This is a genomic window from Luteolibacter sp. (assembly GCF_039920825.1).
In the GTDB taxonomy this organism is placed as follows: domain Bacteria; phylum Verrucomicrobiota; class Verrucomicrobiia; order Verrucomicrobiales; family Akkermansiaceae; genus Luteolibacter.
In genome coordinates this window covers 105,527-123,035 of sequence record NZ_JBDSCX010000042.1, presented here as the reverse complement: position 1 = coordinate 123,035, position 17,509 = coordinate 105,527, and the positions used below count along the sequence as shown (strand labels likewise).

Annotated in this window: 18 protein-coding genes; 9 read left to right on the top strand and 9 right to left on the bottom strand. The window is 58.7% G+C overall.

Annotation, left to right across the window (positions count from 1 at the left end; genetic code table 11):
* Window positions 1-77: 77 nt before the first annotated feature.
* Window positions 78-701 carry an NF038129 family PEP-CTERM protein gene (locus tag ABIQ96_RS13005; RefSeq protein WP_348215030.1) on the bottom strand — a complete coding sequence of 208 codons (624 nt, stop codon included), beginning with the start codon at window positions 699-701 and terminating at the stop codon, window positions 78-80.
* A 51-nt stretch (window positions 702-752) separates the two neighbouring features.
* Window positions 753-2,657, bottom strand: coding sequence for a hypothetical protein (locus ABIQ96_RS13000; RefSeq protein WP_348215029.1), 1,905 nt, complete (start codon window positions 2,655-2,657; stop codon window positions 753-755).
* 272 nt (window positions 2,658-2,929) lie between these two features.
* Between ABIQ96_RS13000 and ABIQ96_RS12995 the strand changes: the two genes are divergently transcribed.
* Window positions 2,930-3,682, top strand: a complete 753-nt coding sequence (locus ABIQ96_RS12995; protein ID WP_348215028.1) for a Rieske (2Fe-2S) protein — start codon at window positions 2,930-2,932, stop codon at window positions 3,680-3,682.
* A gap of 16 nt (window positions 3,683-3,698) precedes the next feature.
* On the opposite strand, the gene ABIQ96_RS12990 is transcribed toward ABIQ96_RS12995, so the two are convergent.
* On the bottom strand, window positions 3,699-5,015 hold the full coding sequence (locus ABIQ96_RS12990; RefSeq protein ID WP_348215027.1) for a TIGR03118 family protein: 1,317 nt from the start codon (window positions 5,013-5,015) through the stop codon (window positions 3,699-3,701).
* 111 nt (window positions 5,016-5,126) lie between these two features.
* Between ABIQ96_RS12990 and ABIQ96_RS12985 the strand changes: the two genes are divergently transcribed.
* The 4 genes from ABIQ96_RS12985 (at window position 5,127) to ABIQ96_RS12970 (ending at window position 8,955) form a co-directional block, all read left to right on the top strand.
* Complete coding sequence (locus ABIQ96_RS12985; protein WP_348215026.1) at window positions 5,127-5,321, top strand: hypothetical protein; 195 nt, start codon at window positions 5,127-5,129, stop codon at window positions 5,319-5,321.
* Window positions 5,322-5,389: 68 nt separating this feature from the next.
* On the top strand, window positions 5,390-7,117 hold the full coding sequence (gene ilvB / locus ABIQ96_RS12980) for a biosynthetic-type acetolactate synthase large subunit (protein WP_348215025.1): 1,728 nt from the start codon (window positions 5,390-5,392) through the stop codon (window positions 7,115-7,117).
* A gap of 119 nt (window positions 7,118-7,236) precedes the next feature.
* The gene (gene ilvN / locus ABIQ96_RS12975; protein WP_348215024.1) at window positions 7,237-7,779 is read left to right on the top strand and encodes an acetolactate synthase small subunit; all 543 of its coding nucleotides are present in this window, start codon (window positions 7,237-7,239) and stop codon (window positions 7,777-7,779) included.
* 366 nt (window positions 7,780-8,145) lie between these two features.
* On the top strand, window positions 8,146-8,955 hold the full coding sequence (locus ABIQ96_RS12970) for a PEP-CTERM sorting domain-containing protein (RefSeq protein ID WP_348215023.1): 810 nt from the start codon (window positions 8,146-8,148) through the stop codon (window positions 8,953-8,955).
* 97 nt (window positions 8,956-9,052) lie between these two features.
* Here the strand turns inward: ABIQ96_RS12970 and pgsA are convergent, their stop codons facing one another.
* From pgsA to ABIQ96_RS12955, 3 genes are all read right to left on the bottom strand, one after another.
* Window positions 9,053-9,631, bottom strand: a complete 579-nt coding sequence (gene pgsA, locus ABIQ96_RS12965) for a CDP-diacylglycerol--glycerol-3-phosphate 3-phosphatidyltransferase (protein WP_348215022.1) — start codon at window positions 9,629-9,631, stop codon at window positions 9,053-9,055.
* 133 nt (window positions 9,632-9,764) lie between these two features.
* Window positions 9,765-9,926: a hypothetical protein gene (locus ABIQ96_RS12960; RefSeq protein WP_348215021.1), complete on the bottom strand. Its 162-nt coding sequence runs from the start codon at window positions 9,924-9,926 to the stop codon at window positions 9,765-9,767.
* A gap of 63 nt (window positions 9,927-9,989) precedes the next feature.
* A complete protein-coding gene (locus tag ABIQ96_RS12955; protein ID WP_348215020.1) occupies window positions 9,990-10,484 on the bottom strand; it encodes a hypothetical protein in 495 nt (164 codons plus the stop codon).
* A gap of 195 nt (window positions 10,485-10,679) precedes the next feature.
* Between ABIQ96_RS12955 and ykgO the strand changes: the two genes are divergently transcribed.
* On the top strand, window positions 10,680-10,841 hold the full coding sequence (gene ykgO, locus ABIQ96_RS12950; protein ID WP_348215019.1) for a type B 50S ribosomal protein L36: 162 nt from the start codon (window positions 10,680-10,682) through the stop codon (window positions 10,839-10,841).
* A gap of 53 nt (window positions 10,842-10,894) precedes the next feature.
* Here ykgO and ABIQ96_RS12945 read toward each other — a convergent pair whose 3' ends face one another.
* A complete protein-coding gene (locus ABIQ96_RS12945) occupies window positions 10,895-11,692 on the bottom strand; it encodes a tRNA threonylcarbamoyladenosine dehydratase (RefSeq protein WP_348215018.1) in 798 nt (265 codons plus the stop codon).
* Window positions 11,693-11,938: 246 nt separating this feature from the next.
* Here ABIQ96_RS12945 and ABIQ96_RS12940 point away from each other — a divergent pair, with 246 nt between their 5' ends.
* Window positions 11,939-12,943 (top strand): metallophosphoesterase, encoded by a 1,005-nt coding sequence (locus ABIQ96_RS12940; protein WP_348215017.1) that lies wholly within the window; start codon window positions 11,939-11,941, stop codon window positions 12,941-12,943.
* Between the two features lie 145 nt (window positions 12,944-13,088).
* Here ABIQ96_RS12940 and ABIQ96_RS12935 read toward each other — a convergent pair whose 3' ends face one another.
* Window positions 13,089-14,099 carry a metallophosphoesterase gene (locus tag ABIQ96_RS12935; RefSeq protein WP_348215016.1) on the bottom strand — a complete coding sequence of 337 codons (1,011 nt, stop codon included), beginning with the start codon at window positions 14,097-14,099 and terminating at the stop codon, window positions 13,089-13,091.
* Window positions 14,100-14,159: 60 nt separating this feature from the next.
* Window positions 14,160-14,684: an NUDIX hydrolase gene (locus tag ABIQ96_RS12930; RefSeq protein WP_348215015.1), complete on the bottom strand. Its 525-nt coding sequence runs from the start codon at window positions 14,682-14,684 to the stop codon at window positions 14,160-14,162.
* A 66-nt stretch (window positions 14,685-14,750) separates the two neighbouring features.
* Here ABIQ96_RS12930 and ABIQ96_RS12925 point away from each other — a divergent pair, with 66 nt between their 5' ends.
* Both ABIQ96_RS12925 and ABIQ96_RS12920 read left to right on the top strand, forming a co-directional pair.
* A complete protein-coding gene (locus tag ABIQ96_RS12925; protein WP_348215014.1) occupies window positions 14,751-15,902 on the top strand; it encodes a 3-dehydroquinate synthase in 1,152 nt (383 codons plus the stop codon).
* Between the two features lie 50 nt (window positions 15,903-15,952).
* The gene (locus ABIQ96_RS12920; RefSeq protein WP_348215013.1) at window positions 15,953-17,509 is read left to right on the top strand and encodes a tetratricopeptide repeat protein; all 1,557 of its coding nucleotides are present in this window, start codon (window positions 15,953-15,955) and stop codon (window positions 17,507-17,509) included.

The window sequence follows — 17,509 nt, the reverse complement described above, 5'->3', positions numbered from 1 at the left end:
TTAGAGCACGCCCGCCAGGAACGAGGGGAGGTGGGTTCGGGGTGAAACGACAGGATGATTATTTCACCCCGGCCGGATCATGCGCGACGGCGGCGAACGAATGCCAAGCCGCAGCCCATCACGCCAAGCAGGGCGGCGCTGGGCTCGGGAACGGCCGTGAGCGAGACCCCCGAGAATGCTCCCGTGCCGGAACCGGTTTGCATGGTCTGTGTGCCGTAGGAGGTTCCGTTGATGTTCACCATCAGCAGCGAATCGCCGAGACCGGTCGTGGTGATATTCGAGAGGGTGCCATCCAGAATCGAAAACGAGAATGCATCCGGAGTGGGATTGCCGATGATGCTATCCAAATTGATGGTGAAACTCAGAGTGGAGCCCGGGGTGAATTCCTGGAAAAACTCGTTGGAGAAGTTGGATGCATCGCTGAGCACCACGGTGGATCCCACGCTGCCCGAGGCACCGCCGAAAGTATTTTCAGTCCCGGGTGTGGCCGAGCCGCCGCCGAAGTTAAAATTGCTGACGGTGGCGGTATTTCCCGCGGAGCCGGTGAGTTGGAAATCCAGCGAGAAGGGCGCGGAGATGTTGGCGACCAACGCCGAGGTGTTGACGTTGACGTAGTAGGTGACCGAGGCGCGGGCGGACGAAGCGGCCAGCAAAGCGCAGGCCGCGGCGAGCGTGGATTTGAGAAAGGTTCTGTTTTTCATGAGATGGTTTGTTGATTCCTAGGTTGTGATTCTTATGGAGAATGAATTCTATCAGGGAGCCGTCGGGCCGTTGAGCATGCGCGGGGTGTAGTTGATGGCGGTGTTGCTCGGATCGCTGAATTGCAGCGTCGCGGGCAATGTGGCACCTGCGGCGATTCCGGCGTCCGACGAAGGCAAGAGGAAATACGGGTTGCCGAGTGGCGCGGAGTTCACGGTGTTGCCGGTGCTGTTAGCGAGGGTGACGCCGAAGGTCAGGCTGTCCAATGCGACGTTAAACGGTCCGGGAACGGTGAACGCCGAGCTGTTCTTGAGCGTGAGCTGCTGGGCGTAAAAACCGGTGCGGCGGTCACGGACATAGCCGCTGCGGGTGAGTTGCACGCCGAGTTGGTGGATCACGAAGAACTGGCCGCCTTCCACCTGGGCGGTGGTTGTGCCGGTGGAGTAGTGGGCCTGGTCGGAACTGACGTACCACGCTTCGCCGGGATTGCCCTTGTGCAGCGCGCTGCCGGACATGATGCCGGTGATGTCGATGATGCCCGAGGCTTCCTCGTCGTTGTTGAACGGCGCGGTGGCGGCGGTGGTCGTTGGGTTCACGCGGTCACCGAAGCGGGCGGCATCATGTTTCGCGATCATCACCAAGGCTCCCGAATTCGTCGTGCCGGTGAAGGTGGCCGGGTCATACTCCCAAATCTTGCCATTGTGTGCGGCACCGCCGACGTCTTCCTGAAGGATGATGCGTCCGGTGGCCTTGTTGACGGTCATGTTGTCGAACATGACGACCTTCTGCCCGGCGACCGTTTGGCCGTCGATGAGGAGGTCGATGACGCCACCCGCATTGGGGTTGGTGAGATCGCTGAAGGTCAGGCGCCAGAGGCGGGTGCGACCGATCTGGGAGCCGAGTCCGTCCGCGACCGTGTCTAGCTGATCGGTGGTGACGAAGTAATATTGAGTCGGGTTGAGCGGATTCCACGCGCCGTCTTCCGGACGGGAGAAGGTGGTGGATGCGGTGCCGCTGAGGGAGAAGGCGGTGCCGTTGGTGATGTTGGTGGCGCGGGTGGTGGTGTTGGCGATTTCAACAGTGCTGCCGGCGGCGACGACGAATTTCAGGGTGCCGTTGGTTAGGCCGGCCTTGTCCACTTCGGTGCCGGTGCCGGTGCTTTGCTTGGTGCCGACATAGACGGCGACCGAATTGCTCATGATGCCGGTGCCGCCGTCGTTGTTGCCGATGACGATGGTTTTGTCTTGGGCGAAAGGACAGGCGAGCGCGTTTTCCCATGCGCCGAGGCCGCTGAGGCCGGAACCGTTGGTGGTGAGGTTGAACTTGCCTAGCAGGTAGCTTTTCCCTGCATCCGGACCGGTGATGACGGATGCCATCTGCCAACCGGTGGAGCCGCCTTCCTCGCCGTGGATGAAGATGCGTTCCTGGCTGCCGAGACCGGTGGTGGAGTTATAGAATGCGGAGACTTCGGGCAGATCCGCCGAGCAGAAGCGGTTGAGGGCGATGGTTACAGGCGTGCCGACGGACTGGGTGGCGGTGTTCCAGCCGAAGACCTGCTTCATGAGGTCCGTGCCGCCGGTCACGGCGAGGTTGTTTTTGTTGATGATCCATTTGGAAACGTAGGCGCCTTTGGCACCATGGTCACGGATGACGCCGACGGTATTGCCGAGCTCGTGATTGGCGACGAGGGTGAAGGTGCCGTCGCCATTGTCGAAGGCGCCCATGCCGTCGGGAATGCCCGCCATGCCGTAGGGCGCGCCACCGATGAGATTCGGAACCGTGTCGTCGGCTGTGGCCCCCGTGTTGTCAACTGTTAGGATGGAGATGGTTTCCGTTCCCGGAAGCAGAGGCAGGACATATGGCGTCGAGCCGGTGCTCGGCCCCTGGATCTGCGCGTTCGCAGCCTGGGCCATGGTCATGACAATGGCGGTGGATAATGCTTTCTGGATGTTTTTCATTTTTGGTAGGGGATTGGGTCTGCCAGGCGCGGAGGCGGATCTGTTAAATCCGGTGGATCCGCATTTCGACGACGGCGCAAACTGGAGGATTTCCCATGTCCGCCACACGGTTTCTTTGACGAACTTTTCGTCACTGATTTTTCCGTCACACGGATTTTCTATCAGTGTGATTTCCGCGTCACATCCGGCGCTGATTATCTAACAAATAAAAGTGTCGAAGGTGTCGCAATTCAGGATTTGCGATGTCCCGTGGCACTTGATTTCTTTCAAGCATGGAAGGATGCCTCAAACGCCGTCGCCTGATCCGGTTGTTCGTTTTGGGTTCCTCCGCTTCGTGGTGTGCGGGTGCATGGAAGACGGAAGCCGTGCTTGCGGTTGAAACTCCCGCCGTTAGGGACGAGGTCACCCTGAGGTTGCGCCCGGAATCATTTCCCGCGCTGAATACGATCGGCGGATCTGTGCGGCTCAACGTGGGACTTGACCAGCCGGTGGTGATCAGCCGGGCAAGTGCGAACGGGTTTTACGCGGTGAACTCCCGCTGCGGCCACCTCGGTTGCACGGTGGGCGAATACGATGACTCGACCCATCTCATCCGCTGTCCGTGTCACGGCTCGACTTACAACATTGACGGCTCGCTCGCCGGTGGTCCGGCGCAGCGAGGCTTGGAGGCCTATGAGACCACTTTCGATGGTGTGGACGAGATCACGGTTCGCATCACGGGAGCGAGTTTCGCCGCCCGGGACATTTCCATTGTCAGCAACGAAGGTGACGGCAAGCGGATCAAGCTGACGTTTTTTCCATCGTCGTTCACCTCCTATCAGGTGAGCTTCCGGCGAAATCTGACGGACGCGCCACAGGTCATTCCATTTTCACTCACTCCCACGGGAGATGCCGGGCAGACAATCTATCGAAATTCTGGTTTCAATCCCGACGACCCGACGCCGCTGATTCCACTCTATGTGGACGCCGTCGGGCCGCAGGGGTTTTTCAGCATTGCGGTGGTCGTGACCGAGTATGAGGGCTGAGGATTTTTTCCGCCGGTTATTTTGAGGCGACTCCCCGTTCCTTCGCCACCGTGACTTTGCCGAAGACTCCGTCCTGCTCGTTGTTAGGTCCGGCGGTGTAGTAGAGGGACATCGCATCGCCGAGGCCGACGCCGTTGCCGAAAACGATGCCCCAGATGCCGTCGAGGTTCAGCGGCTTGGCTTCGTTGTCCCGCAGGTAGTCGTGGAAAGTTCCGGTTTTCGAATTGAATGCGGCGATGCTTCCATCGCCGAAGTTGGCGAGCAGAATGTCGCCGCCGAAGTCGCCGAAGCCTGCCGGTGCGATGGTAACGCCCCAGGGTGAGTCCAGCAGATCCTTGTCGGCGAGTTCCCGGAGGAGGTGGCCGTCGCGATCATAGATGGCGACGTGGCCATTACCCTTGCCGGGGACATCGACGGCGGCCTCATCCGCGCCGAGATCGACGACGGCATAGACGACGTAGAGTTTGTCGCCGATGCACTGGACGTTGTATGGGCTGAAATCTTCCGGAAGATTGGCGGGGCGAGCGAACGGAGTTTTGTTAGTGATTTCGTCCCATTGGTTGTCGAACGTGAGGATGCGCTTGTTCTGGAAATCCGTGACGTAGAGGCGGTTGTCGGTCACTGCCCTGCCGGTGGCATCCTTGGTGAAAGAGTCGGTGGTCATCGCCACGCCGGTGAAGGCTGCGAGGTGGGGCAGGGATTTGTCCTGATCCTTTCCATGATCGGAGAAATCCTTGACGATGATGGCGGTGTCCATGCTTTCCGCGGTCTTTGCGCGCCACGCATGGATGGTGCCTTCCGTGGTAACAAAAACGAATTTCGCGGAACCGGAGGATTCTCCAATCGATACCGGTTTTCCGCTGGTGAGATCGCTGGCGGTGCCTTTGATGAAGAATTCCACCGGCTGTCCGGGAATGTCGCTTGCGGCGTTATAGACCTGGCCGGTGATGTTGATGAGCCCGTCTTCATACGAGATGAGCGGCGCGGCCATGCTCAGGATTTTCAATCCGTCCTGAGAGAGCGGCTTGCCATTCACGTCGCCGATGTAGAGCGAGGTGCTGGCATTGCCGGCGTTGCTCGTCCAGATGTGGCCGCCGGCACCGGGAGGCCGCAGTGCGATGCCCCAGGGGTTGACGAGTTGCTGATCGACGAATGCGGTGGGTTTGAATTCGGGGCGGTTGGCGACCAGGATGGTGTTGTCGAAACGGCTGGTGCTAACAGGTGTGGTTTCGACAACGGGTTTTTCACTGGCGGGAGGCTTGCAGGAGATGACTCCTGTCACGCTGGCGATGAACACGGGAAGGGCATTGAGTGGGAAGAAGGAGCGGCGCATGGCAAGGCAGCTAAAAACCTGCGACGCGGGATTTCCCCGAGATCTATATGCAAACGATTTCGTTTCATTGGCTGCTGGAGGACGTGGCGAGGCGAAATTTCCGGAGTCCGATTGAAATTTTTACTTGGGGTCGCTGGCTGGGGTGCTACGGACATCCACGGAAATTCGAACGTTTATGCCGTGAGTGGGGCATTTGGCGAATCTCTTGTTAAGGTTTTCATCTGGAAGGGGATTGAAAATGGTGTTTTGCCTTTAAAATCGCCTTTTTGGTTGGGTTTGGTTTCTGAGATTGGGTATTTTGTGTAAAATTTGGCCATTTTCGGGTTGATTGTTTCGTGAGTTTGGGTGAGTTTTGCCCCTCAGCCCCAATTTTTATGAGCAAAGAAAAAATGGACGGCGCACAAGCGCTCATCAAAACTCTCGATGATCTCGGGATCGAATACATCTTCGGCTACTCCGGTGGAGCGGCCATTCCGATTTTCGACGCGCTCGAAACGGTCAAGACCAAGATGAAGTTCATCCTCGTCCGTCACGAGCAAGGCGCGGTCCATATGGCCGATGGCTATGCTCGTGCGACCGGCCGTCCGGCTGCCGTGCTTGTGACTTCCGGCCCTGGTGCTGGAAATACCGTCACCGGTCTGATGACCGCGATGATGGACTCCGTGCCAATGCTGGTGATCTGCGGCCAGACGGTGACTTGGATGCTCGGCAAGGACGCGTTTCAGGAAGCTGACATTTTCGGCATCACGATCCCGGTGGTGAAACACAACTACTTGGTGAAGGATACCAACTCCCTCCCGCGCATCGCCCGCGAGGCCTATCACATCGCGACCACGGGCCGCCCCGGTCCGGTGCTGATCGACGTACCGAAGGATATTTCCCAAGGCCCGTTTTCCGGCGACATGAATCCTCCGGTGAACCTTCCCGGCTATCATCCGGAGACCGCTTTCCAGATCTGTGGCAAGGCCGTTTCCCAAGCTGCCGAGTTGATCGCGAAGGCGAAGCGCCCGGTCATTCTTGCCGGTCAGGGTTGCATGATCGCCCGTGCGGACAAGGAGCTGATGCACCTTGCGGAAACGCTCAACTGCCCGGTGACCACCACGTTGTTAGGCAAAGGCGTTTTCCCGGAAACCCACCCGCTTTCGCTCGGCATGCTCGGCATGCACGGCACCGCCTACGCGAACAAGGCAATGGTGGAATGCGACCTGCTGATCAACATCGGCTCGCGTTTCGACGACCGGATCATCGGCCAGCCTTCGAAATTCTGCGCCACCGCCAACATCATCCACATCGACATCGACCCTGCGGAAATGGGCAAAATGGTCCGAGCCCACGTGGAAATCGTCGGCGACGCGAAAGCCGCCCTTACCGAGATCAACGAAAAGATCGGCCCGCTGGAAACCACCGAGTGGATTGCGAAACTCGACGGCTACAAAAAGAAATTCCCACTTTCCTACAAGAAGCAGGGCGGTCTCCGCATGCAACAGGTGATCGACGAGCTCTATCAGCTTACGGAAGGCAAGGCCATCGTCTCGACCGACGTGGGCCAGCACCAGATGTGGGCGGCGCAGTTTTACAAGAACCACGAGTCCTACCACTGGCTCTCCTCCGGCGGTGCGGGCACGATGGGCTTCGGATTTCCGGCGGCCATCGGCGCGCAGCTTGCCTGCCCGGACAAAACCGTCATCTCCATTTCCGGCGACGGCGGATTTCAAATGACCTTGTTCGAACTCGCCACAGCCGCGATCCACAAGTTGCCGATCAAGATTGTCGTGCTCAACAACCACTACCTCGGTATGGTTCGCCAGTGGCAGGAACTCTTCTATGAAGACCGCACCTCGGGTGTGGATCTCATTGGCAACCCCGATTTCTGCAAACTCGCCGCCGCCTATGGCATCCCGTCCGTCTATATCAAGCGTCCGGCCGATGTCACCAAGCAGTTGGAAAAGGCCCTCGAATACAACGACGGCCCGATCCTCATTCACGCCGAGTGTGTGAAAACCGACAACGTTTTCCCGATGATCCCTGCCGGCGCCGCGCTGGAGGACATGATCACCGAAGCTCCGAAAACGAAGATGGCGAAACCCGTCGGTTCCACGTGATTTTGATCGCGGATCGGGGATGATGGATCGGAAACGAAGAGTTTGCCGGTCGATTTTTCCCGTTCCCGCCCCTTATCAACTTCAATCCCGTATCTACGATCTCCTATCCCCAATCTCCCATGCCTTCCATCGTCACCACCGACACTCCCATTCCAGCAACTGTGATCGCCCGCGGACCGTCGCACACCCTCTCCATCCTCGTGAACAACGAGCCCGGAGTGCTCATGCGCATTTGCCAGGTCTTCTCGCGCCGTGCTTTCAACATCGACTCCCTCGTCGTTTCCGAAGGCCGCAATGCGAATTTTTCCCGCATGACCATCGGTATCTCTGGTGATCCTCAAGGCCTTTCGCAAATCATCATGCAGGTCGGAAAACTGATCGATGTGATTCATTGCTCGGAGCACGACAGTGAGGACGCCGTCGTCAAGGAACTGATCCTTCTGAAATTCCTCGCCGACGATTCACAACGCACCCAAGCGCTCCAGATCATCGAGCACTTTGGCGGCAAAACCGTCGATCTTACGCCCACCTCGATGATCGCGCTTGTTTCGGGAAATTCCACGAAGATCGACGCTGCCATTTCCATGTTCTCGCAATTCGAGATCATCGAAACCGTCCGCACCGGTAAGGTCGTGATGGCGAGAGGCGAGCAACCGACGTAATTTCGGGATCGTTTGAAGATCTTTTTGAAGCCGTGCCGGAGCATTTTCCGGCACGGCTTTCTAATTTATTGACGTTCCTCCTTGGTCGGAAGGTCATGGCTTTGCCGTCGGAGAAAGGAGAGTTCTGCGGATGAAGGCGTGATTCAACAGCATGTTCGCCTTCTGATCTTAAGAATGTTGCGGGAAATTGCAGGTTCGGATTTTACCCGGTCCACGCTTGCGGAGAAGGACGGATGAGGCGGATTGATGCAGAAGGGGCTGCGGGGGCGGGGGGTGGTGCTGTGGAGGAATTGTTACAAATTCTAACTGGCACGAACGGTGCTCAATTTCGGCTGGTAAATTCATCAGCTGCTACCCGAATCATACATGAAAATCAAAGTTCCCTACATCATGGCCGCATCGGTGTTGGCCGTTATCACCCCTGCCGCTCATGCAGCCTATACTTTTAGTGGATTAAGTATCACGGAAAACTTCAATACCATGCCGACGAGCACCGTAGCGGGTGTGTTTTCCGCTACGAACGGTGTCCAAGCCGCAATCAGTGGTACTGGTTTTGTAGGAACCAAACTTTCGGGCACCAACACGACCACTGCCATCGCTCTTACCGCGGACAATGGAAGCGGAAATAGCGGTGGTCTGTATTCTTATGGTGCGGCCACTGTGGCCGAGCGTGCTGTGGGCGCGACTGCCTCAGGCACGAATATCATGGGTTTTGGTTTCGAAGTGGTGAACGGCGGCAGCGATACTATTACTGAAATCACCATCAGCCTGACACAGGAAAATTGGAGGACTTCAACAACAACTGTGAATACGTTCGCTTCCTCCTACGCAGTAGGTGCGGCTGGCTCGACAAGTTTCCTATCGGCTGCCACTGGTTTCACAGCAGCCAGCGCTTTGAGTCTTGTAGGACCTGCGGTTGTGGCGAGCAACGGGCTAATTGACGGTAATTTGGCCATCAATCAAGTCGCCAGATCCCTCACGATCAGCGGATTGACTATTTTAGCAGGTGAAAGCTTTTACCTGCGCTGGCAGGACGTGAATGACGCCGGAAACGATGCGGCACTCGCCGTCGATGATCTTTCTTTGACCTTCGTCACCGCCGCCGTCCCCGAGCCCCAAGCTGCCGCCCTTCTCGGTGTCGTCGGCCTCCTCGGCATCTTCCGCCGCCGTCGCTAAAACATTCTCCCCTCCACCAACACTCCTCCTCCCGAATCTCCCCCCAGATCTGGAAAAGCTCGGTAGCCTTCAGGGGCTTCCGGGCTTTTTCATGCTCTCACGCTGCCTGTCCCCGCAGGATCCGCTGGCCTTGGCGGATGTAGGCGATGCTCGACCAAATCGTGAAAACCGCCGCAATGAAGCAGGGGATTGCCGGTCTGAGGTAATCCACCCGGAGCATCACCCAGCCGAGTGCGAACATCTGCGTGATCGTGCAAACCTTGCCCGTCCAGTGCGGCGCGAATCTAACATCTCGGTGGTGATTCCAGAGAATCCGGATGCCGCCGAGGATGATGCAGTCCCGCAGCACGACGATGGCGGCGAACCAGATCGGCAATCTCCAGCCCGGCGCACCCCAATCGATGAACGAAAGCGTGACAACCCCGGTGAGCAACAACGCCTTGTCCGCGATCGGATCGATAAAGGCGCCGAATTTCGAGCATTGGTTGAAACGCCGGGCGACCCAGCCATCGACGCCGTCCGTCGACGCGGCGAGCACGAAAACGCCGAGCGCCCACCAGCGCAGCGATTCGTCGGGCTGATCTCGCGCAACCGTGATGCCATACCAAATCGCCAGCGCCGCGAAAACGGGTACCAGGCAGATCCGGGTGATCGTGATTTTACTGGCGAAGGTCACAACTCAATAGAAGCAGAGCCATGCACCTTGCGAAACCTGAAACTTCATCTTCATGAGCGTCAGGCGCTTCGCTCCAGCCATTGTGGAAAGAAGCTCTTCTCCGGAAAAACAGAGAGCCTCGCCCAACATCCCATCAATATACCGGAGCGCCCGACGGATCCACCGTCGTCCCGCCGCTTCCCTGGAATTTGCTCTTGGTCCATTCGTAGCCTTGCTTGGTGTCGCGTCCGATTCCGATGCAGGTGTTGCAGGAATTCAATGCGAGGGCCGCCACGATCAGGATGAGGAATTTCATGGCCCTGATTTAGCGAAATGCCGGAATTCCATAAAGCGAAAATTACGGATTTCTTAAATAGTTTCAGCGGAGGGCCATCAGATGCTTTTCCATTTCACCAGGCACCGAGGCGCGGTCCACGATCCGCAGGTTGCCGCCATGGTCGGTCTTGAGCGCGGTCAGGCTCGGCAAAATGACGTCCACTTTGTCATCCAGACGCCACATGGCCCCGGTCAGCGGATCGACAACGACCATGCCGATGACTCCACCGATCAAGATGTTGCCGTAGTACCAGCCATCGATCCTGGCGTTGACCTCGATGGATTGCTTGGCCGAGCCCTTTTTCGTGAATTCGACCGTGTAGCTGGCCGCCTTGAAATAGCCCGAGGAAGCGGGAAGCGTGACAGTGGAAGGAGTGGTTCCCTGCTGGACGACGGTGCCTTCGCCATTTTTCACCGTGAATTTCGCCCCGGAAGGGCTGCTGGTGATGGCGACCGGGTATTTGCTTTTGCTGACGATACTGGCGCAACTGCCGAGAAAAACGCAGGGAAGCAGACCGAGGGCGAAGAGTTGTTTCATGACCCGTCATCCTCCTTGCCGCGGAGACGATGCGTCAACTCCGGATTGTTAGCGGCTCGTGTTTGGGAGAAACCGGGGCGGATTCAGGCGGGTTTGCACCGTCCGGGCAAGAAATGGCTTTACAAGCGGAGGCGGCTGGCTAATTTCCGCGCCCCGACGGTTGGTGCCATCGGTCAATTTCAACCATCTCACGCCATGAAAGTTCTCTCATCCCTCGCCTCCGCAAAACGTCGTCACGCTGATTGCCAAGTGGTGAAACGCAAAGGCACGGTTTACGTGATCTGCAAATCGAACCCGAAGTTCAAGGCCCGCCAAGGCGCGACCGCCGGCACCCGCCTTTCGAAGAAGGGTCTGTAATCCGGATTCAATTCCGAAATCATTTTTGAAAAGCGGCCTGCGGGCCGCTTTTTTCATGCCTTGGCGGCGATGTTCTCCAGCACCCGCCCCGCCGCGATCAGGCCGAAGCTGGCGATGATGTGAGTGGCCGAGCCGAAACCCGACGCGCAATTCAACCGCATCGCGATCTCCTCCGGCGCTTCCTTGGAAACCGTGCCATCGCAGTGTGAGTAATATGGCGCTTCATCCGAATACACCGCGTCGATGCCGAACAGGACGGGATCCTGATTGCGCGGGGTTTTCGGGAAACCATAGTCATTTCTCAGTCCACGGCGGAGCTGGAGCAGCAGCGGATCCATGCCGCTGTAGGCGAGATCGGTCACGCGGATGCGCGTCGGATCACGCCGCCCGCCCGCCCCGCCGCAGGTGACGGCGTAGATTTTCCGCTTGTGGCACTCGGCAACTAACAGCGACTTGTGGCGGGCGAAGTCGATCGCATCGATCACCGCATCGAATCCGGCATCGAGGATCTCCGCGGCGGATTTCTCGTTGAAAAATTTCGGGACGATGTGGACCTCGCAACCCGGATGAATCGCCAGCGCCCGGTCTGCCATCGCTTCGGTTTTCTGGCGGCCGATCTGCCCGTCCATCGCGTGGAGCTGGCGGTTCACGTTGGTGATGCAGATTTCATCCAGATCGACGAGTGTTAGATGGCCGATGCCGGACCGCGCCAGGGATTCCACCGCCCACGATCCCACGCCGCCGACGCCGATCACCGCGACTCGCGAAACGAGGAAACGATCCAGCGCCGCCTGGCCATAGAGCCGGGCGATGCCGCCGAAGCGGTGGTTGAGTGAATCAGTGTCGGACACGCGCGGAACATGCAAGTGGCTGCGGCGCGAGTCACGACCTGAATCACGCGGCGCGGAATTGAAATTTCCTCCTGAAAAACCCCTTGCAACCCACCGATCCCATGCAACCTGTACCTCAGAGCCGGACGAGCTCAGGTCACAAATCCGAAGAGCAGTAGGAGGAAGATCGCCCATCCTGAGAGGATCAGCGAAGACTTGAAAGAATCGCCCGGCTCACTTGTATCCGGGTGGCACGTTCCGTTTTGAATGCTCAGCTGCGACGGTGCCGACGCTTGGCGGAACGGCAATTTTCCCATCGCTTTTGGAATCGCCGGCTGGTATCTGCTGTCCTCTATGAAACGGCGAAAATTCATCGGGCTTTCCGCTGCGGCGGTTTCCATTTCAGCATACAGTCGCGCGGCGGATGCACCTGCGGAAAAGCCGATCCTCACCTTCGGCCTGATCACGGACGTGCAATACGCCGATGTGGATCCGGAAGGGGAGCGCCACTACCGGGAATCGCCGGGGAAGCTGAAACTCGCGGTCGAGTGGCTGGCGACGAAGAACCTGCCGTTCACGCTGCATCTCGGGGATTTCATCGACCGTGATTTCAAGGCCTTCGCGACGGTGCTGCCGCTGCTCGATGGACTTGGGCATCCGGTCCGGCACCTGATGGGAAACCACGACTACACGGTGGCGGAATCCGAGAAGGGAAAAATCGTCACTACCTTGGCCATGCCGCATGATTACTACCGCTTCAGCGATTCGGGAGTGCGCTTTGTGATGTTGGATACGAACGACAGGTCGGTTTACAAATACCCCGATGGCAGCGAGCATGATCTGGAATGCGAGGCGGTGTTCAAGAAGATGGCGGCAGACAAGGTGCTTGCCGCAAAGCCGTGGAATGGCGGAGTTTCCGCGACCCAGCTCGCCTGGTTGGAAAAGGAGCTAGCAGATGCTGATACTTCAAAAGAGCGGGTGATCCTGTGCGGCCACCATCCGCTGCTTCCCGCCGACGCCATGCAGGCTTGGGACGGGAACGAGGTGCTCGCCGTGATCGACCGGCATCCGTGCGTGAAGGCTTATTTCAACGGCCACAATCACGCGGGAGCGGAGGTTGTTAGAAATGGCGTTCCTTACATCACCTTCAAGTCCGTCCTCCACGAGCCGGGTGTGAACTCGTTCTCCGCCATTCATGTTTACGCGGATCGACTGCAAATCGAAGGCAACGGCCGTGAGGTTTCCCGGGTGATTCCGCTGGGCAGGGCCTGAGGCCGGGCCTCATTGAGTGCGGTGGCAGAGCGCAGCGGCGACACCGCTTTGGATTCTTTCGCGCTGCGGGAGGGATGAAGACGGTGGACGCCGGTTCATCCAAAGCGGTGTGGCGCTTCGCTTCCCACCGCAGTCCATGGAAGACTCAGGCCTCGATTTTCCAATCATGGTTCACGCCCTTGCTGAAGGCGTGGCAGATTTGTCCGTTAGAATCGATGTGACGGACATTCAGACGGTTTTCCGCGATGAAAAGATGGCTGAAGCCGTGGGTGGCCTTGATGGCGGAATTTTTGCGGGCCTGAGTGTTAGGGCAGAGAGGCGCACCGCCGCCGCCGGAGATGACGAAGGAGGTTTTCAGCCCTTCGAGCTCGAGGTGTTGGAGATCGTGGTCGTGGCCGCCGAGGTAGAGGTGGACGGCATGTTTTTCCAAAATGGGCCCGAGTTCCTGAACGAGTTCGGGAGTGTCGCCGTGGGAACCGTCCGAGTAAACCGGATGGTGGCCGACGACGACAGTGAAGGGAGCGCGTTTCGAAGTAAGCTGGGTTTCGAGCCACGCCATTTGCGCGGTCTTTTCATCGGCGCTCATCCAGCAAGGCGGATGGTCGCCATGGATGCGGCGGTTGATCGATTCCCAATCGGTGTCGATCATGAGAAAGGTGACCATCGGATTCTCCGCAGGCAGATCGAGGCGGTAGAATTTCCCCGGCATGGTCCAGCGCGTCTTATGGCCGCGGTAGGCCGCGTAGCCGAGCTGGACGTGTTCGTTGCTGGGAGTGTCGTGGTAGTCGTGGTTTCCTAAAATCGCCCAGCAAGGGAAGGAGAAAACGCTCGCGGGATACATGTCCGAGAAGTCCGTCTTCCAGCGCGGCGCTTCGTAGCCGCCGGGCATCGGGTGATAGAAATTGTCGCCAAGGAGCAGCATGCCCTGCGCCTTGTTTTTCATCGCGGTGGCATAGTTGCCCAAGACAAGCGCGAGGTCTTTTTGGGCTTTGTCCGAGGTGCCGAAATCGCCGAGGGCGAGCAGATCGAGAGTTCTCGCCTGGGTGGGCTCTACGGCGGAAATGTCCTGAGCGCGGAGATTCAGGCCCATCGCGGCGCTGGAACAGAACAGCGTTTTGAGCAGGCGGCGGCGGGAAATATCAGGGCCTAGTGACATGGGAGTGATCAACGGGTGATAAAGCGGATTTTAATCAGAATTTTCCACCGGGGAGAGAGATCAAACGTTAATTCCAGCCAACCAAAGGGCGGCATGGATTTTGAAATCAATGAGTTTGCCTGCGGCCTCTTGATCGGCGAACCACTGGCGCAGTCCGGAAAGCGGCACATGATGAACGATGATGTCCTCGCCCGCAACTCCGCCACCGCCGTTTTCCCGGACGAGGTCCTTGGCGTGGAACAGATGGGTGGACTCCGATGTCATGCCTGCCGAAGTTGGGCTGGCGATGAGCGGGACCATGGTTCCGGCGCGGTAGCCGGTTTCCTCCAGCAGTTCGCGCCGTGCCGAGTCCGCCAGCGACTCGCCGGCGAATTCCACTTCATCGCCGACGAGACCGGCGGGCACTTCGATGACATGGCGTTGCATCGGGATCCGGAATTGCTCCACCAGGATGATTTCCTGCTCCGGCGTGATCGCGAGAATCCCGACCGCCGCATCCGAATTCGGCCGCCGCACAAAGTCCCAATGACCGATGCGGTAAAGGCCGAGCCAGCGGGTTTCGAAAAGTGTTTCGGGGGTAGGCATGGGGTGAAATGAGGGCAAGAAACGGTGGCGTATCGGCGTAAAGGGCGCTACTGCTTCCGCGCCCTGATGTCACGCTACGATTTCCAAATTCCCGTCACCTTCAAGCACCGTATTGTTTTCACGCGCGATGCATTTTCAGCAGGAAATCCAGCACTCGCCGAGTTGCTGAGCGAAGGCGGTGGCCGCCGGGCGATGGTTTTTGTCGAAGAAACCGTGGCCGCGGTGTGGCCCGATCTGTTGGATGACATTCTGACGTATTTCTCCGAACTGGACTTGGACTTTCGCGGGACCTCCGTGTTTCCCGGCGGTGAGGCGGCAAAAGCGGACGACACTCTGGTGAAAGAGGTCTGGGCGGCCATCGACGCCGCGCATCTTGATCGCCATTCGTATGCGCTCGTCATCGGCGGCGGGGCGTTTCTCGATGCCGTCGGCTATGCCGCGGCGACGGCGCACCGCGGCGTGCGGTTGGTTAGATTTCCGACGACCACGCTCTCTCAGGACGACAGCGGCGTCGGCGTGAAATGCGCTATCAATTCCTTCGGGAAAAAGAACTGGGTCGGCTCGTTTGCGGTGCCGTATGCGGTGATCAATGATTTCAGTTTTCTCCACAGCCAGGACGAGGAAACGCGGCGCGGTGGGTTGATCGAGGCAGTCAAGGTGGCGCTTGTTAGGGATCGGGAGTTTTTTACGTGGATCGAGGAAAACCTGGAATTGCTCGCGGCGCTCGAACCGGAAGCACTCGAAGCATGCGTGGAGAAATCCGCCCTGCTCCACGCCCGGCACATCGCCACCGGCGGCGATGCTTTCGAAACGGGATCCAGCCGGCCGCTCGATTTCGGCCACTGGGCCGCGCACAAGCTGGAGGCGATGACTCACTATCAGCTTTTCCATGCTCCGGCGGTTGGCGTCGGCCTCGCGCTGGACACCCTGTATTCCGCGCGGGCCGGCTTGTTGAGTTTTTCCATTGCCACTCAAGTGCTACAGGTCCTGGACGGCCTCGGAATCAGCATCTATCACCCCGCGCTCGACTGGCTGGACGACAGCGGTCGGCGGCGGGTATTCGATGGCCTGGACGAGTTTCGCGAACACCTCGGCGGCGAGTTGACCGTGCTTTTACTCAAGGATCTGGGTGAGGGTGTGGACGTTCACGAGATCGACGAAGTCCTGCTCGGCGAGTGCATCAACGAGCTCCGGACGCGCTGGGAAAGCCGCGGTTGAACGGTTTCATCACGCTTGCAATCTGCGGATGACCGCGACTAGCTTGCGCCATGCGCCTCCGCTCGATTACCCAATTGTTGCTGTTTTCAGCACTGACCGCCTCCGTCCACGCCGCGGTTTCATTGCCATCGGATAGCTCCGCCGCGGTTCCCGCCGTGGTTGACGGTCCGGCCAAAGAGGCGATGAAAGCCTTTCAGGATGGCCGCCATGCCAAGGCCGTCGAGTTGGCGAAACCCCTTGCCGACCAAGGAAATGCCGAGGCGCTCTACCTCATGGGATTCGCCCACGAAACCGGCCGAGGAGTTGAAGCCTCGAAGGAAAAGGCGCTCGAATACTACCGCAAGGCCGCTGCCGCGAAACACAAGGACGCCGCCTACCGGCTCTCGTTCATCCTTCTCGCCTCCGAAAAAGAAGAAGAGCGCGACCAAGCCCGCGAAGCTCTCGAAACCGCGGCCAAGGACGATCCTGCCGTGGCCGGACGAATCCTCGGCGAAGCCTACCTGCGCGGCCGTCTCACTCCGGCACCTGATCCCGACAAGGCGATTTTCTGGTGGAAGCGCGCGGCCGATGCTGGCGATGTCCCGTCCATGCTGCTGATGGCCCGTTTCTACGAAGGCCAATTCGGATTTCCCGAACTGAAGGATACCAAGGAAGCTCTCGCCACCTACGCCAAGGCCGCTGGTCTCGGCGATGCCGGTGCCATGGCCGCTCTCGGTTCACGCCTCCTCAGTGGTGACGAAAAAATCCGCGATGAGAAAAAGGGCCGCGAGTGGCTCAAGAAAGCGGTCGAGGCCAAGGAATACAGCGCCTACCTTGCCCTCGGTGACTACGAGGAAAACGTCAAAAAAGATCTCAAGGCCGCCCTCGCCGAATACGAACGGGGCAAGGACGCCGGGCAAATCGATTGCATTCTCCGCACCGCCGATTTCTACCTCGAAGGAAAAGGCGTGGAAAAAGACTCCGCACGTGGCCTCGCGTTGCTGGAGAAAGCCGCCGAAGCCGGCAGCGCGGCCGCGAATTTCCGCCTCGCCGTCCAGGCACTTTCCGTCGAGAAGCCCGACCTGCTCGTCGGTTACAAGCATCTCGTCGCCGCTGCTAACGGAAACCTCGTCGAAGCGCAGAACGAACTCGGCCTGCTCTATCTCTCCGGGAAACTCGCCGTCGCGGATTCCGCCGCAGGTGTTGCCTGGCTGACCCGTGCCGCCCAAGGCGGCTATGCCCAAGCCCAGAACAACCTCGCAACCCTCTACGAACGCGGTGCCGCCGGAGTGACCCAGAACATGGAAAACGCCGGTCAGCTCTACGCGCTGGCCGCTAATCAAGGGCATGGCGGCGCGACGCTCGCGTTGGCGCGATTGGTTTACCAAGGCATCGGCACCAAGTCCGATCCGGTCAAGGCATGGGCACTTGCCACTCTTGCCCAAGAGCGCAAGGCCGAGGACGCCGACAAGCTCGTCACCGAAATCACCGACAAGCTTGATGACAAGCAAAAGACCGAAGCCAAAAAGCAACTCGAAGACATGAAGTCCGGCAAAACCGACGACAAGTCCGCCGCCAAGCCAGACCCGAAAGCCGCCCCGGCTCCGGTACCTAAGAAAGCCAAATAA

Bases quoted from the DNA above. Each gene is read 5' to 3' on its own strand.
- ABIQ96_RS12940 (WP_348215017.1), top strand. From the start codon at position 11,939: ATGCTCAGCTGCGACGGTGCCGACGCTTGGCGGAACGGCAATTTTCCC.
- ABIQ96_RS12935 (WP_348215016.1), bottom strand. From the start codon at position 14,099: ATGTCACTAGGCCCTGATATTTCCCGCCGCCGCCTGCTCAAAACGCTG.
- ABIQ96_RS12960 (WP_348215021.1), bottom strand. From the start codon at position 9,926: ATGAAATTCCTCATCCTGATCGTGGCGGCCCTCGCATTGAATTCCTGC.
- ABIQ96_RS12930 (WP_348215015.1), bottom strand. From the start codon at position 14,684: ATGCCTACCCCCGAAACACTTTTCGAAACCCGCTGGCTCGGCCTTTAC.
- ABIQ96_RS12970 (WP_348215023.1), top strand. From the start codon at position 8,146: ATGAAAATCAAAGTTCCCTACATCATGGCCGCATCGGTGTTGGCCGTT.
- ABIQ96_RS12995 (WP_348215028.1), top strand. From the start codon at position 2,930: ATGGAAGGATGCCTCAAACGCCGTCGCCTGATCCGGTTGTTCGTTTTG.
- ABIQ96_RS13000 (WP_348215029.1), bottom strand. From the start codon at position 2,657: ATGAAAAACATCCAGAAAGCATTATCCACCGCCATTGTCATGACCATG.
- ABIQ96_RS12920 (WP_348215013.1), top strand. From the start codon at position 15,953: ATGCGCCTCCGCTCGATTACCCAATTGTTGCTGTTTTCAGCACTGACC.
- ykgO (WP_348215019.1), top strand. From the start codon at position 10,680: ATGAAAGTTCTCTCATCCCTCGCCTCCGCAAAACGTCGTCACGCTGAT.
- ilvN (WP_348215024.1), top strand. From the start codon at position 7,237: ATGCCTTCCATCGTCACCACCGACACTCCCATTCCAGCAACTGTGATC.
- ABIQ96_RS12955 (WP_348215020.1), bottom strand. From the start codon at position 10,484: ATGAAACAACTCTTCGCCCTCGGTCTGCTTCCCTGCGTTTTTCTCGGC.
- ABIQ96_RS12925 (WP_348215014.1), top strand. From the start codon at position 14,751: ATGTCACGCTACGATTTCCAAATTCCCGTCACCTTCAAGCACCGTATT.
- ABIQ96_RS13005 (WP_348215030.1), bottom strand. From the start codon at position 701: ATGAAAAACAGAACCTTTCTCAAATCCACGCTCGCCGCGGCCTGCGCT.
- ABIQ96_RS12990 (WP_348215027.1), bottom strand. From the start codon at position 5,015: ATGCGCCGCTCCTTCTTCCCACTCAATGCCCTTCCCGTGTTCATCGCC.
- ilvB (WP_348215025.1), top strand. From the start codon at position 5,390: ATGAGCAAAGAAAAAATGGACGGCGCACAAGCGCTCATCAAAACTCTC.